This is a genomic window from Xanthomonas sp. WHRI 10207, from assembly GCF_040202975.1.
Classification (GTDB): Bacteria; Pseudomonadota; Gammaproteobacteria; order Xanthomonadales; family Xanthomonadaceae; genus Xanthomonas.
Genome location: NZ_JBEGDX010000003.1, coordinates 460,845 through 476,248, shown reverse-complemented (window position 1 = coordinate 476,248; position 15,404 = coordinate 460,845). Strand labels below are relative to the sequence as shown.

14 protein-coding genes and 3 other RNA genes are annotated in these 15,404 nt (G+C 64.2%); 10 read left to right on the top strand and 7 right to left on the bottom strand.

Translation table 11 applies throughout. The features are described from left to right. From ABQU90_RS12575 to yegS, 3 genes are all read right to left on the bottom strand, one after another. Positions 1–1,086: a threonine aldolase family protein gene (locus ABQU90_RS12575; RefSeq protein ID WP_323522787.1), complete on the bottom strand. Its 1,086-nt coding sequence runs from the start codon at positions 1,084–1,086 to the stop codon at positions 1–3. Further along, complete coding sequence (gene trpE / locus ABQU90_RS12570) at positions 1,086–2,561, bottom strand: anthranilate synthase component I (RefSeq protein WP_115512744.1); 1,476 nt, start codon at positions 2,559–2,561, stop codon at positions 1,086–1,088. The genes ABQU90_RS12575 and trpE overlap by 1 nt, the downstream gene beginning before the upstream one ends. 642 nt (positions 2,562–3,203) lie before the next feature. Continuing rightward, positions 3,204–4,133 (bottom strand): lipid kinase YegS, encoded by a 930-nt coding sequence (gene yegS / locus ABQU90_RS12565; RefSeq protein ID WP_055853249.1) that lies wholly within the window; start codon positions 4,131–4,133, stop codon positions 3,204–3,206. Between the two features lie 288 nt (positions 4,134–4,421). On the opposite strand from yegS, the gene ABQU90_RS12560 reads away from it, so the two are divergent. Next, a non-coding RNA gene (locus ABQU90_RS12560) (sX9 sRNA) lies at positions 4,422–4,494 on the top strand. Positions 4,495–4,498: 4 nt separating this feature from the next. Here the strand turns inward: ABQU90_RS12560 and ABQU90_RS12555 are convergent. Both ABQU90_RS12555 and rpe read right to left on the bottom strand, forming a co-directional pair. Further along, a complete protein-coding gene (locus ABQU90_RS12555) occupies positions 4,499–4,990 on the bottom strand; it encodes a GNAT family N-acetyltransferase (protein WP_323522786.1) in 492 nt (163 codons plus the stop codon). Continuing rightward, the gene (gene rpe, locus ABQU90_RS12550; RefSeq protein ID WP_323522785.1) at positions 4,987–5,658 is read right to left on the bottom strand and encodes a ribulose-phosphate 3-epimerase; all 672 of its coding nucleotides are present in this window, start codon (positions 5,656–5,658) and stop codon (positions 4,987–4,989) included. Before rpe ends, ABQU90_RS12555 begins: the two co-directional genes overlap by 4 nt. A 129-nt stretch (positions 5,659–5,787) precedes the next feature. Between rpe and ABQU90_RS12545 the strand changes: the two genes are divergently transcribed. Beyond that, entirely contained in the window at positions 5,788–6,627 is an 840-nt protein-coding gene (locus ABQU90_RS12545; protein WP_323514485.1) for an outer membrane protein, read from the top strand. Between the two features lie 119 nt (positions 6,628–6,746). Here the strand turns inward: ABQU90_RS12545 and ABQU90_RS12540 are convergent, their stop codons facing one another. Then, complete coding sequence (locus tag ABQU90_RS12540; RefSeq protein ID WP_055853254.1) at positions 6,747–7,076, bottom strand: J domain-containing protein; 330 nt, start codon at positions 7,074–7,076, stop codon at positions 6,747–6,749. Between the two features lie 207 nt (positions 7,077–7,283). On the opposite strand from ABQU90_RS12540, the gene ABQU90_RS12535 reads away from it, so the two are divergent. Both ABQU90_RS12535 and ABQU90_RS12530 read left to right on the top strand, forming a co-directional pair. After that, positions 7,284–8,210, top strand: a complete 927-nt coding sequence (locus ABQU90_RS12535) for a phosphoribosylaminoimidazolesuccinocarboxamide synthase (protein ID WP_055853256.1) — start codon at positions 7,284–7,286, stop codon at positions 8,208–8,210. Positions 8,211–8,322: 112 nt separating this feature from the next. Beyond that, on the top strand, positions 8,323–9,057 hold the full coding sequence (locus ABQU90_RS12530) for a hypothetical protein (RefSeq protein ID WP_407078727.1): 735 nt from the start codon (positions 8,323–8,325) through the stop codon (positions 9,055–9,057). Positions 9,058–9,060: 3 nt separating this feature from the next. Here ABQU90_RS12530 and ABQU90_RS12525 read toward each other — a convergent pair. After that, a non-coding RNA gene (locus tag ABQU90_RS12525) (sX9 sRNA) lies at positions 9,061–9,137 on the bottom strand. 333 nt (positions 9,138–9,470) lie between these two features. Here ABQU90_RS12525 and ABQU90_RS12520 point away from each other — a divergent pair. The 6 genes from ABQU90_RS12520 (at position 9,471) to ABQU90_RS12495 (ending at position 15,371) form a co-directional block, all read left to right on the top strand. Next, a complete protein-coding gene (locus ABQU90_RS12520; RefSeq protein WP_323522784.1) occupies positions 9,471–9,971 on the top strand; it encodes a hypothetical protein in 501 nt (166 codons plus the stop codon). Positions 9,972–10,282: 311 nt separating this feature from the next. Continuing rightward, positions 10,283–10,678: a hypothetical protein gene (locus tag ABQU90_RS12515; protein WP_349780861.1), complete on the top strand. Its 396-nt coding sequence runs from the start codon at positions 10,283–10,285 to the stop codon at positions 10,676–10,678. 119 nt (positions 10,679–10,797) lie between these two features. Next, positions 10,798–12,534 carry a peptidoglycan-binding protein gene (locus ABQU90_RS12510; RefSeq protein WP_323522782.1) on the top strand — a complete coding sequence of 579 codons (1,737 nt, stop codon included), beginning with the start codon at positions 10,798–10,800 and terminating at the stop codon, positions 12,532–12,534. A gap of 451 nt (positions 12,535–12,985) precedes the next feature. Further along, positions 12,986–14,581: a M4 family metallopeptidase gene (locus tag ABQU90_RS12505; protein WP_323522781.1), complete on the top strand. Its 1,596-nt coding sequence runs from the start codon at positions 12,986–12,988 to the stop codon at positions 14,579–14,581. Between the two features lie 109 nt (positions 14,582–14,690). Further along, positions 14,691–15,176 carry an Mpo1 family 2-hydroxy fatty acid dioxygenase gene (locus ABQU90_RS12500; RefSeq protein ID WP_115512754.1) on the top strand — a complete coding sequence of 162 codons (486 nt, stop codon included), beginning with the start codon at positions 14,691–14,693 and terminating at the stop codon, positions 15,174–15,176. 118 nt (positions 15,177–15,294) lie between these two features. Next, positions 15,295–15,371, top strand: a non-coding RNA gene (locus ABQU90_RS12495) — sX9 sRNA. Positions 15,372–15,404 lie beyond the last annotated feature (33 nt).

Sequence of the window (15,404 nt, the reverse complement as noted above, 5' to 3'; positions counted from 1 at the left end):
TCATCCTTGAGAGTGGTAAGGCAGGTGCACCGGGAGTGGAAGAAGCGCAGCAACATCCGCACACAACCGATCGACTGCATCGGCCGTGGTCGCCCATGAGGTCACGAAGCGAATGACTAGCCGCCCATCGTCGCGCGTTTCCCAGCGTTCGAAGTCGTAGCGCTGCGCGAGTTGCTCGGCCTGCTGCGCGGTGACGGCGATGAATTGTTGATTGGTTGGCGAGTCGCTGGTGAATTCCACGCCTGCTGCCAGCAGACCGGCGCGCAGACGCTGCGCCATGGCGTTGGCGTGCGCGGCCAGTGCGAAGAACAAGCCATCCTCGAACAAGGTGGCGAACTGCGCGCCGAGCACCATGCCCTTGGCAAGCAACGCACCGCGTTGCTTGATCAGATAGCGCAGATCGGCCTGCAAGGCAGGGTTGATCACGACCAAGGCTTCGCCGAGCAGCGCACCGTTCTTGGTGCCGCCGATATAGAACGCATCGGTGAGCGCGGCAATCGTCGGCAGATCCAGATCGTTGCCGTTGGCGGTGAGCGCCGCACCTAGCCGCGCGCCGTCGAGATACAGCAGCAGATCGTGCGCGCGACAAAAGCGCGACAGTGCATCGAGTTCGGCGCGCGTATAGATAGTGCCGCTTTCGGTGCTATTGGAAATGTAGACCAGCCGCGGCTGCACCATGTGCTCGTTGCTGTGCACCTCCAGCACTGGCGCGATCAATGCCGGTGTCAGCTTGTCGTGCAGCGCCGGCACCGTGAGCACCTTGTGCCCGGTCGCTTCGATGGCGCCGGTTTCGTGCGTGGCGATATGCCCCGCTTCGACCGCAATCACTGCCTGATGCGGGCGCAAAAACGCACTGATCGCAATCAGGTTGGTCTGCGTGCCGCCTACCAGCAACTGCACGGCAGCCTGCGGTTGCGCGATGGCAGTGCGAATCAATGCCGCAGCACGTTCGCTATGCCGATCGGTGCCATAGCCGCCATTCTGCTCGGCACTGGCTTGCACCAACGCCTGCAAGACACGCGGATGCGCGCCTTCGCTGTAATCGTTGCGGAAGCTGATGCGCGCGGCGCTGCCCTGCCCGTCCATCACAGCCCCTTTGCGGCCTGGGCGACGGCGCGAAACAGCGCACGCCCCTTGTTCATCGTCTCCTGCCATTCCAGGTCGGGGTCGGAGTCGTAGACCACGCCGCCGCCGGCCTGCACATACAGATAGCCGTCCTGGATGACCGCGGTGCGGATGGCGATGGCAGTGTCGGCATCGCCGTGCCAGCCGATGTAGCCAACTGCACCGGAGTAGACGTTGCGCTTGACCGGCTCCAGCTCGCGAATGATTTCCAGCGCACGAATTTTCGGCGCGCCGCTAACGGTACCGGCGGGGAACGTGGCGCGCAGCACGTCGCTGTAATTGAGGCCGGCCTTGAGCGTGCCGGTGACCTCGCTGACGATGTGCATGACATGGCTATAGCGTTCGATGACGAACTGCTCACCCACCTTGACCGTGCCCGGTTCGGCAACGCGGCCGACATCGTTGCGACCCAGGTCGATCAGCATCACGTGCTCGGCGCGCTCTTTCGGGTCGGCCAGCAATTCTTCTTCCAGCGCCTTGTCCAGCTCCGGCGTTGCGCCACGCGGGCGGGTGCCGGCGATCGGGCGCACGGTGACCACGCCATCGCGCAGCCGCGCCAGGATTTCTGGCGACGAGCCGACGACTTGGGTGCCGCCGACATCCAGAAAATACATGTACGGTGAGGGATTGAGCGCACGCAGCGCGCGATACACATCCACCGGGCGCGCACGAAATGGCACGCGCAACCGCTGCGATGGCACCACCTGGAAGATATCGCCGGCGCGCACGTATTCCTGCGCCTTGCGCACCACTGCGTGGTACTCCTCGCGGGTGAACGAGGAATGGAAATCCGATTCGTCGATGGCATCGGAGATCTGCGCCTGCGGATACCCGGCGCCGCCCTGACGCAGGCGATGCGCCAGCTCGTCCAGTCGGCGGTTTGCGCGCACATACGCCTGCGGCTGACGCGGGTCGGCATGCACGATCAGATACAGCCGGCCCTTGAGATTGTCGAACACCGCCAGCTCTTCGGAGAGCATCAGCAGGATGTCGGGCGTGCCCAGTTCGTCGGGCTTGTCGCCACTACCCAGGCGCGGCTCGATGTACTGGATGCACTCGAAGCCGAACCAGCCGACCAGCCCGCCGGTGAAGCCGGGCAGGCCATCGAGTTGCGGCACCGAATGCTCGGCACGCAGCGCGTCGACTTCGGCCAAGGGGTCGACGACGTTGCGGGTGTCGATGACTTCGCCGTGTTCGCTGACTTCCAGCGTGTGGCCGCGGAAGCTGTACACGCGCCGCGCCGGCAGGCCGATGATGGAATAGCGACCGAAGCGCTCACCGCCTTCGACCGATTCGAACAGATAGGTGTAAGCGCCGTCGGCGAGCTTCAGATAGACCGAGAGCGGCGTGTCCAGGTCGGACAGCACTTCGCGGACAACGGGGATACGGGTGTGACCTTCAGCGGCTTGGCGCTGGAACTGCTCTGCAGTGATCAAGACGACTTTCCTTCCGGGACTCTGTGGCGGGGCGGACGACGGCAACGGGCCACCATCGCCACCAGCGGCGAGCGGAAGAGAAGGAGCGTGGGGTCGTCAGGCGGGACACGTGGCTACTGTAGCGCAAGTGCCGCTTCAGGGCAGCAGGTGCGCGGGCGGATGCGGTGCGAATTGCGAAGGCGCTTTGGGTTGGTTTGGGTGTTGTCGGGCAGAGTCTGTCAACTCGGACCGATATCTCTTCCGGGCAACGCGAGCCTGTCGTTGTGCGCCTGTTGCGCTGTTGGCAGCCACTGTCCTGAGCCGTCGCAGGGCGAGGTGCCTCTAGTAGTGTCGGCATCGGTGTCGGCGCAGGGACCTTCACCCCAGCCCCTCTCCCGGGGGGAGAGGGGCTTTGAGCGGTGCGCACTGCAGGTCGTTGCACGCCTGTTGCGCTGTGGGCAGCCATTGCCCTGGGCCGTCGCAGGGCGAGGTACCTCTGGTGTCGGCATCAGTGTTGGCGCAGGGACCCTCACCCCAACCCCTCTCCCGGGGGGAGAGGGGCTCTGAGCGGTGCGCACTGCAGGATCAGGTTTTCCAAATCCTGCGTTCGACTTCCCAATCCACAATCCCCAATCCGGACTCCCGACTTCCCAACCCCAGCGCTCACGCGCTCAGCAACGGGCAATCCACCGGCAAATGCATCCGCAGCCGCGCCGGGACGCAGTCGATATGGAAATGCAGCGAGGTTTCCGGTTCGCCATCCAGGTTCAACGTGAGCGGTTGATGCGAGACGATTTCCAACCATGGCAGCCGCGCGCGGACGGCGACGCGTTCCAACGCCGCCTGCTTGCCGCTGGTGACCAGGGTCCCGAGCGTGGCGGCGACCTCGCCATTGAGCGCGGGCACGATGGTGACGTCGAGCAGGCCATCGTCGATCACCGCTTCCGGGCACAGCGCCTGGCCGCCGCCGGCCTGACGGCCATTGCCCAGACCGAGTGCGATGAACTCGCCTTCCCAGCTGAAATCCGGACCTGAAAAGCGGGCACTGATTGGGTCGATCCGGCCCAGCCGCGACATGCCGGTGATCAGGTAGGCCAGGCCACCGAGCATTTTTTTGAGGCCGTCGTCGGTTTCCACGGTGACCTGGGTACCGAAGCCGCCGCTGGCGACATTCGCGCACCAGTGGGGGCCGTGTGGGGTGTCCAGGCGCAGCAGATCGATCGCTTGGGCGGGGCGCTCGGCAATCAGGCTCAGCGCATCGAGCGGCTCGATCGGGATGTTGGCGGCCGTGGCGAAATCATTGGCGGTACCCAACGGGACCAAGCCCAGCGATGGCAGGCTGGCGGCATCGCCGTCGTGGTGCGCGAGCGCGGCGGCCACCTCGCTCAAGGTGCCATCGCCGCCAGCCGCCACCACCGTGTGCACGCCATCGGCGACCGCTTCGGCGACATAGCGCTCGGCGTCGCCCTCTTCCCAGGTAACGCGTACCTCGAGCCGGACGCCGCGTTTGCGCAACTCCCCCACCGCCTCACGCAGGTCCAGATTATCGGTGGACTTGCCGTTGAGGATCAGACGCCAGTGGGACGGGGCCATGCGCGCTGCCGATGCTGTGAGAGTGGTGCACGCAGGCTAGCAGCGCGCCAATGGGTGGATCGTGAATACGTAATGCCACCGGGCTGTCATTGGCATGTCATCGATGACCCGGAGAGTAGAAGTCCATAGCAGGGACGACGGGCGGAGGCAGGATCAGCCTCCAATTTTCTTGAAGGCCGCTCCGGGTGGAGCGGCCTTCCTTTTGTGTGCGATGCCGGGCCTGGAGCGGCCAAGCAAGACGACTGCGCTCAGCGTCAGGCGGAGTTGGCATTGCGCGGGACGGCACCGACCACGCGCACATTCCGGCTCTGAATGCGCCGTCCACATCCAGCTGTCGACTGCTCGCGACGATCTGTCAGCCGCTCTTAACCGCCTGCGGCAAATGCGGCCAGGCGCTCGCCATCGAGCCGGTATACCGTCCAGCCTTCCATCGGGCGGGCGCCGACGGCTTGGTAGAAGTCGATTGCCGGTTGATTCCAGTCCAGCACCGACCATTCGAAGCGCCCGCAGCCACGCTGCACCGCCAGCTGCGCCAGATGCCGCAGCAGCGCCAGACCGGCGCCCTTGCCGCGCGCTTCCGGGCGCACGAACAGGTCTTCCAGATACAGGCCGTTGCGGCCCAGCCAGGTCGAGTAATTGAAAAAATACACCGCAAATCCCAGTGCCTGGCCATCGTGCTCGCAGATCAGCGCATGTGCGGTGGCGCCCTCGGCGAACAGGCTGGCACGCAGATCGTCGGGGCTGGCCTTGACCGCATCGGGCTCGCGCTCGTACACCGCCAGTGCGGTGATCAACGCATGCAGCAGCGGTACGTCATCGGGCGTGGCGCTGCGGATCTGCAGCGTGGTCGCACTCATCGCACCGCATCCACCGCTGCGCGCATCTGCGCGATCACATCGGCATAGTCGGGCGCATTGAAGATCGCCGAGCCGGCCACGAAAGTATCGGCGCCGGCGGCGGCAATCGCGCCGATATTATCGACCTTGACCCCGCCATCGATTTCCAGGCGGATCGGCTTGCCCAGTGCGTCGATCTTGCGGCGGATGGCACGCAATTTATCCAGTGCCGACGGAATGAATGCCTGCCCGCCGAAGCCGGGGTTGACCGACATCACCAGCACCAAGTCCAGCTCCGGCAGCACCCAATCGAGAATATCCACCGGGGTGGCCGGATTGAGCACCAGCCCGGCCTGGCAGCCGTGCGATTTGATCAACTGGATGGTGCGGTGCACGTGGCGGCTGGCTTCGGGGTGGAAGCTGATGGTGGTGGCGCCGGCCTCGGCGAAGTCCGGCACGATGCGATCCACCGGCTCGACCATCAGGTGCACGTCGATCGGCGCGGTGATGCCGTGCTTGCGCAGCGCCTGGCACACCATCGGGCCGATGGTCAGATTGGGCACGTAATGATTGTCCATCACGTCGAAGTGCACCCAGTCGGCGCCAGCCTTGAGGACGTTGTTCACTTCTTCGCCAAGACGGGCGAAATCGGCGGACAGGATGGACGGGGCGATCGCCGTCGATTGCATGGGCAGCTCGTAGGAAGACGGAAACCCCATTGTCGCAACCCCTGCCCGACGAGGAAAGGCGTGCATCCGTGGCGGGCCCAACTGCGTATGCACTTGACCGGCGCAATGCGCCCGATTTGAGGAGACTCCATGAAAACCACCCCGCTCGCCTCCGCCGCCATCGTGTTGCTGGCCCTCGCTCCGTCCGCCTGGGCGCAAACCGGCCCGGCCGACTGGTCCGGCTTCTCCATTGGCGCCAATGTGGGCGGTGCCGATCCTGCCGGCGTGTCAGGCGGCCGTTTCGGCTTCGATACCAACCTGGATGGCCGCGACGGCGACCAGGTCAGCACCGCCACCGGCGCCGACGCGTTCTCGCCGGGCTTCTGCGGCGGCGCGGCGGCCGGGCGCACGCCAGCCAGCGGCTGCAGCAAGGACAAGGGCGGCGCCGAATACGGTGCGCGGCTGGGCTACGACTGGCAGGCCGGCAACTGGGTCTATGGCGTGGTGGCCGAATACACCCGCAACGACATCCGCGACAGCGTCAGCGCCTTCAGCACCACGCCTGCGCTGTACACCTTCACCCGCCAGCTCAACCGCACCGCCGCGCTGCGCGGCCGGATCGGCTATGCATTCGGCGCGCAGGGCGATTACCTGGCGTACTTCACCGCCGGCGTGGCGCGCGGCGAGTTCGACCATAGCTTTGCCAGCAGCAACACCGCCAACAGCTTCACCGGCAGCGGCGGCGACAGCGCCGATGGCTACCAGGCTGGCGTGGGCCTGCAGCGTCGTTTGAGCGACCATGTCTCGGTGGGTGTGGAATATCTGTTCACCCGCCTGCAGGACGAAGACACCCGCGTGCGCGTCGGTCCAGGCACCGCGCCTGCCACCAACCCGTTCCTGCGGGTCAATCCGGCCGGTACCGACCTGCGTCGCACCGACACCGACTTTTCGACCAATGCAGTGCGGCTGACGGCGACGTATCGCTTCTGATACAGGGCTGACGGCAGCGCCCCCTGGGCTCGGCCTGGGTGGCGCTGTTTCTATTTGGGATGGGCAGCGGCCCTGCTTGCTACGACCTGTTGAACGCGCAATGCGTTCACCTCTGCCACTCAGCGCTTGCGCAGCCGCTGGATCCGGTCGTACGCGGCGTTGATCTGACTGGCTTTTTTCTCTGCCTGGCGGCGCGCCTCCGGCTCGGCGTTGATCACCTTGTCCGGGTGATAGCGCGACATCAGCCGGCGATAGGCCAGATCGATCTCGGCCGTGGTCGCGTCCGGCTCCAGTCCCAGGGCTTCGTACGGGTTTTCCGCGCGCCGCTTGAACCAGCCGGCATCCACCGCGTGCCCGATGGCCAGGCCGATCATCAGCCCCACGAATGGCGCGCCGCGGAACAGCAAGGCGCCGGCCAATGCGCCGAGCAATTTTCCGTACCAGGACATGAGCAATGGGGGGTGGCAAGGCGGGCTGGCGATCTTACCCGAACGCCCGCCTGGCCTGGCTGACGGGCCGTCCACAACCGGTGCACGGCAGCCGCCAATAAATCCAGCGGGGCGCGCCGAAGCGCCGTACACTACGCGGCCCGCTGCCCACCCGCGGGCCCGCCGGGTCCCGGGGACAGCGTCATAGCGACGTCCTTAGGAGTGCCTGTGTCGACCACGCTGTTGCAATCCGATCTGCCCGGCCTGCCGTTGCGTCATCGTGGCAAGGTCCGCGATGTCTTCGATATCCCCCGCGACCGCCTGCCCGCCAACGCGCCGCCCGGCGACTATCTGTTGATGGTGGCCACCGACCGCCTGTCCGCGTTCGATGTGGTGTTGCCGGACCCGATTCCCGGCAAGGGCGAGATGCTGTGCCAGGTCTCCAATTTCTGGTTCCACAAGACCGAACACCTGATGCCCAACCACCTGGTCAACATCGCGGTGGAGCAGGTGCTGCCCGAGGGCGTGGACCCGGCGCTGTACGCCAAACGTGCGGTGGTCACACGCAAGCTCAAGCCGGTGCCGGTGGAAGCGATCGCCCGCGGCTATCTGATCGGTAGCGGCTGGAAGGACTATCAGCGCACCGGCAAGGTCAGCGGCATCGAATTGCCCGACGGCCTGCGCCAGGCCGAGAAACTGCCCGAACCGATCTTTACCCCGTCGACCAAGGCCGCCGTGGGCGACCATGACGAAAACATCGACTTCGATGCGATGGTCAAGACCGTCGGCGCCGAACTGGCCGAACGCGTCCGCGATGCCACCTTGCGCATCTACCGCTTTGCCGCGGATTTTGCCGCGGAACGCGGCATTTTGCTGGCCGACACCAAGTTCGAATTCGGCACCGACGCCGATGGCCGCCTGTACATCATGGACGAGATGCTGACCCCGGATTCGTCGCGCTACTGGCCGGCCGATCAGTACGAAGTGGGCACCAGCCCGCCAAGCTACGACAAGCAGTTTGTGCGCGATTATCTGGAGACGCTGGACTGGGGCAAGACCGCACCGGGCCCGAGCCTGCCGGCCGACGTCATCGACCGCACACGCGCCAAATACGCCGAAGCGCTGCAGCGGCTGGCCAATATTTCGGTTGATTGATGAGTTAAAGCCCCGAGTGCGGGGCTTTAGTTTTTGCGGTCGCCGATCATCGCTGTCGGCACTGGAGATGCCGGTAACGCATCGATCGATAATGCGCGCATGAAACAGGGCAATGCGCGCATTTGATGATGTGCGAGACTTCTCCCAGCGAACTGTTTCAGCAGTTTTCACACCCAGCAGCCAGGTTTTGACGATGTCGCGCTCTTCAACTAATCGCCTCACGCCATTGTCTCGAGTCGTGCTGCCTGCGCTGTTGTTCGCAGCGATGGCATGCAGCGCTGGCGAGCCAATTGCTACGCAGGCCGCAGCACGCGCCTTAACGGCAGCACCTGCAGCGGTTACTGCTGTCGGTCAGCCATTCGCAGCGGTGATCAAGGCCAGTGGCGTGACGTGTGCCAATCCATTCTCCGGAACAGGCTGCACGGCAGGCAATATCGATGCGGGCGATTTTTACGATGTGGAGCTGCTACCGGAGTGCGGTGACACAGGATTCTTCGCAGGCGTCGCACGTGCAACGGGCGCAGACATACTTGATACCGTGCCAGCCACAGGCAGCACCGCAACCGCCACTGCTCGCCTGACGCAAGGTCAACTCGTCTGCGTCCAGGGCATCGCCCGCACCGGGCAGAATCCGCGCTATTACTACGTGATCGCAATCCCGGCGAGCAGTGTCGCTGCGTGCAAGAACGCGACGCTGTGTGAAACGTATGGCGACAGGCCGATCAAACGTTTGAAGCCAACGGGCGGCACGGCCTGTCGGCCCGCTGCGCAGGGCCGCTATGTCGGCGACTGTGCACAGGGCTGGGTCGATGCAGATGCGCTGGACGTTTTTTCGAACGGGATTTAGGGCGGTTTATAAAACGTAGCGAGTCGTCGTCAGGCGGGTGTGGACGGCGCGCTCAAAACCGGCATGTACGCGTGGTACACGCTGCACTGAGCACCGGCCACGCTCGCCTGGCGATAAGCACAGGAGTTTTGTCAGCCGCTCTAAGTTACGTTTCGCACATCGGGGATGCTAAGAGGAGCGCAATGCGCACGTGCGCCGACAGATGGTCCCGGTGACACACTGGTTCGATCAGCGGAGCCTGCGTGCCGTATCGGAACGGCCGCATCCCTCGAAACCACGGCTGCGCGCTCGCGGCTGCGCAGCCTCTTCACTAGCGCCGACGCTCCGACTGCAGGATCTTCACACACTACAACCGGGCCGCCGATAGACTCCTGCCGCGCGCATGCTGCCCCGACACGATCAGGAGGATCCCATTGGCTAGTTACCGTACTACCCTGACCGCTCTGGTATTGAGCTTGGCGCTTGCGGCCTGCTCCGCACAGGCGCCGCCGGCAGCCTCAGGCTCACCGGCGGCCGCCACGCCCGCGACCACCGTGTCAGCCACCGCGCCGGCACCGGCACCGGCAGCAAGTTGCCCGGATACCGACTTCTTCACGTTCTTGAAGCGCTTCAGTGCAGAGATCGCTGTGCAGGAGAAGGCCACTGCCGATCCGCTCACCATGGTCCAGCTAGACCCGGAGGCGCAGCCCGAGCCGGCACCGGTGACGCGCGAGGTCCCGCTCGCAAAGGTCGAGTGGCCGGTCATCCCCAACCTGGACGCTGTCCGCAACGGCGGCCGCGAAGTCGCCGTCTCCGACGACGCTGGCGGTCGCCAGGTACTGGTCCGCACACCGAACACCGGCGACCAGCAGGTCTACCATTTCGCTCAGCGTCCGTGCTGGACGTTGGTCAAGGTGGACGACCAGTCGCTGTAACTCGGCAGCCGGTAGAACCCACGCGGCGGACGTTACAGGCGCGTTGATGCAGCTTTCGACGCTACGTAAGCCGCCGGCAGGCGTTCCGATGGATTGGGCATAGGGGCGAGATACTTTGATGAGACCTCCAAGGAGGCCAACCAATGCGACGTGACACGTTTCTGTTACCTGTGCTCGCTGCGACGCTGTGCTTGTCCGCCTGCGGCGACAAACCGATGTCCGCAACGAGTGCCCCAAGCGCGCCGGCGGCGGCGGCGCCCACTCCCCAACCTGCTGTTTCAGCGGAAGCGGTCCGACCAGGACAAAACGACATGATCAAGGAATGCCGCGGCATGCGTCTGCGTTTGACCGCACTGCCTTCACAAGACGCAACTTCCACCAAGACGCGGGTGGACATGGAGCGCGAGGGCCAACGCCAGACCTTGCCGGCACCTGCCGAGATGGCGGAGTACACGCCCGTCGGGATTGGCTGTGCGGAAGATGGCACGGGGACCGCCTACGCTGTCGTCCAGTATGGCGAGCTGCCTTATGGTTGCGAATTCTGCGAGTGGTTCTTCCTCTACGACGCCACAGGGAAACTGCTCAATCACGCGACCCCGCCGCTTCTCGAGCAGGACGGCCAGCAGAGCCCGAACAACGACGACTACGAACACATGCTTGAACAGCTGGGGTTGAAGCACCCCGAGCTATTGCCGTTCCAGTCTTGACTGGAACAAGAGATGCGCATGCACCGTCACGGATTTGGTGCATGGCGAATGAAGTACGCAGTACATGGAGCAACACCCCCGACACGGAAGAATCTGTCTCATAGAAAGGAACGCACATCATGACCGACGATACGATCTACACCGACATGGTCCAGCCCCGCGGCGCTGGATACAGCAGCGACAAAATCAAAGCCTGGAGCCATTATCGCGAGCCCATCGACAGCACCGATGGCCGGCTGCACGGCGAGTCCCGGCGCTGGGGCGATGCCAGTCCACAGACCCAATCCAGAGTGATCGACAGCCTGATCGATTCCTCGCGGGATGCCGGGCTTTCCGCGCGCGAGACCGCTTACGTTCTTGCCATCGCCCGCGTTGAATCAGGCTTCAATCCCGATGCCGCTGCGGGCACGACGTCTGCCTCGGGCCTGGGTCAGTTCATTGACCGCACTGGCGCGCATTACGGGGTCAACGCGTCCAACCGCTTCGACGTGCAAACGCAGTCGCAGGCGTTGGTGCAACATTTTGTCGATAACCGCGACCTTGCGCGCAGCCGCGGCCAGGGTGAGGATTACATCTACAAATATCACCACGATGGCCCTAGCAAGGATTATGGTGGCCTTGCGCTGTCGCGGCGCGAGATTGCCCCCCATTTGGACAACTACACCCAGTTTGTAGAACAGCGTCTTGCCCAGACCCAGGGCAACACCGTGGATCGGCCGGCACCGGCACCAGCGATGCACCAGGCCGAACCCAGCCATGACGCTCGCAGCAATTTTCAGCAAACGATGGAACGCATGCTGCCTGGTCAAGGCCGTACCGATCCGCATATCACTGGTCATTATGGAGAGCACCGCGGTAGCCACGGGCCGCACGGCGGGACCGACTTCAACTACCAGGGTGGCCAAACAGGCCGCAATTTGCAGCATCCGACCGTGCATGCGCCGATCTCCGGGACCGTCACCTTCGCAGGCGGCAACTACGGCACCGTCAAGATTCGCGATGCCCAGGGTAACTCGCACGAGATCCTGCACCTGGACGCACTCAAGGTAAAAGAAGGTCAGACACTGTCCGCGGGCGATGCCATCGGCACGATGGGTGGACGCGGCCCTGATGGTAAGAGCCAGTACGCGCAGCATGTGCATTACCAACTGCGCGATGCCAACGGCAAGCTGACCAGTCCTGAGACGTTCTGGAATCAGGGCCATCAGCAGGAGTCCGGCGCTCGCCAATCACAGCCCGCCACACCGGCCGGCAATGGCACGCTGCGTCACGGCGAGCAGAGCGGCGATGTCGGCAAGCTACAGCAGGACCTCAACCGCCTCGGTGTACGCGATGCGCAGGGCAATCGGCTTGCCGAGGATGGCCGCTTTGGCGACAACACGCGCGAGGCGGTGATGGCGTTCCAGAAGCAGCATGGGCTGCAGCAGGACGGTGTCGTCGGTCGCGATACGCGGACGGCGTTGTCGGCGCCTGCGGCGCAGATTGCGGCCAAAGCGGCCGACGCCCCGGTTGCGGCGCCAAAGGGTCCGTCGCTCAACGATGCATCGCATCCGGACCATGCGTTGCACAACGCAATTCGCACCAAGCTGCCAGGCATGATCTCCAACGAGACCGCGGCCAACATCACCTTGCAGGCCAAGCAGAACGGCATCGACAGCGCAGACAAACTGCAAAGCGTGACGGTGCAGGACGGCAAGGCGTTCGTGATGGGAACCACGCCGGGCTTCCGTGCGGCGGTGGATCTGAACCAGCCTGCCCCGCCGTTGGAGCAGACCAGCGCACAGTTGCTGGCCGGCCAGTCGCAGCAGCAACAGGCGCACGAAGAGCAGCAAAAGGTCGCCATCGGCGGCCGCTGAGTTTTCGCAGCGCACGAAAAAGCCGGCCGGCCTGTATGGCCGGCTTTTTTGTATCTGCCTTTTCCCTGCACAGCGGTTTATGCACTCGGGTAGAAGTGAGATCTCACGTCTTTGACTGCTGACTTCATGCAGCCGCGTCATTCCTCGTGATTGTCTGCCGCACGACCCGCATGTCGGCGCATCAATCCCCGCAATCTGCTGAGTACGATAGAGAGATTGCGCGGACGCAAGGCTACGAGAGCTCTGCGCGCAATGGGACAGGCACATCTCTGCGATGCGGTCCGCAGCGCAAAGTGGCCGGGCGCACAGAACGCGATACATCCGTAATTTTTACTACTGTCCAGTTCGGGACTGTGCAAGCGTAGCTGCCGGCACCCGAGGTGCCATCGGCGACCGGCTGTCGGGGGGTGCCGCCGGTCTTTGCATTGCACGTTTTCTGGAGAGAGTCGTCATGCAATTCCATGTACTGGGCGCGGCAATCTGCTGCGCGCTATCGTTTTCTGCTGTCGCTACGGCTGCTGATTTATCCACCACTGCTGCGGTATCGCGTGCGCAGTCGCTGCTGGGGAACAACGCCGCAGCGCTGGCCAATCGTGCGCCGGCCGATACCTTTATCGCACGCGACAGCATCGTCGATGCCGATGGCACCGAGCATGTGCGCTTCGATCGTACCTATCAGGGCTTGCCGGTCATCGGCGGCGATGTGGTGGTGCATTCGCGGCGCGGGGTGATGCGGCAGTTGAGTCAAACCATGGACACCAACCTACGTCCCAGCCTGCTGCCGGGCATCGATGCAGCCACCGCATTGCGCGTCGCTGGCGCGCAGTTCGATGTGCCGCAGGCTGCCACGCCACGCGCCAGTCTTGCGCTGTACGCGCGCCAAGGCGCACCGCGATTGGTGTATGAGGTGATCTATAGCGGTATCAAACCCGATCAGACGCCGACCGAAATGCATTACATCGTCGATGCGGCGGATCAACGCATCCTCGAATCCTGGGACACGGTGCATACCGCATGCGCAGGCGGCACCAGTGCGGCCGGCACCGGGCGCTCGCTGTATGCGGGCAGCGTGGCGCTGTCGACCACGCGTTGCAGCAGCGGATATGAGCTGACCGATCTGAGCCGCGGTGGCGGTGCCACTTACAACCTGCGCAATGCCACCTCCGGCAACGGCACCTTGATCACCGATGCCGACAACACCTGGGGCAACGGCGCCACCAGCGATGCAGTGACGGTGGCTGCCGACGCGCACTTCGGTGTGGCGCTGACCTGGGATTACTTCAAGAACACCCACGCGCGTACCGGGATCGCCAACGACGGCAAAGGCGCGCGCAGCCGCGTGCATTACGGAAGCCGCTACAACAATGCATTCTGGTCGGACGACTGCTTCTGCATGACCTTCGGCGATGGCGACGGCAGCAGCCTGACACCGCTGGTGTCGGTGGATGTGGCAGGCCACGAGATGACACACGGCGTAACCAGCCGCTCGGCACGGCTGGTGTATTCCGGCGAATCGGGCGGATTGAACGAGGCCACCTCCGACATCATGGGCAGCATGGTGGAGTACTACGCCAACAACCCGGCCGAGCCGGGGAATTACCTGATCGGCGAAAAAATCATCCCCGGCAACAGCAGCGGGACGCTGGCGTTGCGCTACATGTTCAAGCCGAGCCTGGATGGCGATTCGCCGGACTGCTACCGCAGCGGCATCGGCTCGCTCAACGTGCATTACAGCTCCGGTGTGGCCAACCACTTCTACTACTTGTTGGCCGAAGGCGCGGTAGTGCCGAGCGGTTTCGGTGCGGGCACCAGCTACAACGTGACCCCGGCCGGGCTGGTCTGCAACGGCAATACCGCATTGACGGCGATCGGCCGGGCCGCGGCCAGCCGTATCTGGTATCGCGCACTCACCGTCTACATGACGTCCTCCACCAATTACGCGGCAGCCCGTCGGGCGACGTTGAGCGCGGCCACCGATCTGTATGGCGGCACCTCCACGCAGTACCGCGCGGTTGCAGCCGCCTGGAGTGCGGTGTCGGTCAACTGATGCCGTCCGGGCCTCCCACGCCATTGGGGCGTGGTGGGGCCCGGTTGCCGGCAGAGCGCCACTGCGGCCGTTCGCACGCGTATGCTTGGAGTCATTCCTGGGAGGGAACATGACCGAACGCACCGCGACCGCGCGACCGATCGAACGCTATTTCGCCAGCTATTCCGATGATCACCGCAACGACACCAATCAACTGATCCATGTGGTGGCCGTGCCGGCAATCCTGTGGTCGGTGGTGGGGCTGCTGTGGTGCATTCCGGTGGGCGGCACCTGGTTCAGCAGCGGCGTGTGGGCGGCGTTGTCGATGTTTGCAGCATGGTCGTACTACAACCGGCTGTCGCGCCCGCTCGGGTTGGGCATGCTGGGCATCTTCTTTTTCTTCGGCTGCCTGTGCCGGTTGATCGAAGGCCGGATCGGGCTGACTGGATTGTTCGCCACCGCGCTGTCGGTGTTCGTACTGGCGTGGATTGCGCAATTTGTCGGCCACAAGATCGAAGGCCGCAAGCCGAGCTTTTTGACCGATCTGACCTATCTGCTGATCGGGCCGATCTGGGTGCTGGCCAAGGTGTATCGGCAGTTGGGTTGGCGCTACTGAGTGCGGTGAGCGCGCAGACCCGGCAGATGCAAGGCCACGCAGCTGTCATCCCGTTTAAAGCGGCTAACAAAACGACTGGGCTCACCGCCAGGCGGCCGCGGCCGGTGTTCGATGCAGCATGTACCACGCGCACCTTCCGGTTCTGAGTGCGCCGTCCGTACCGACCTGACGACTGTTCGCTACGGTTTATTAGCCGCTTTTAGTCGCGCGTGAGCACTGCGACTGTCG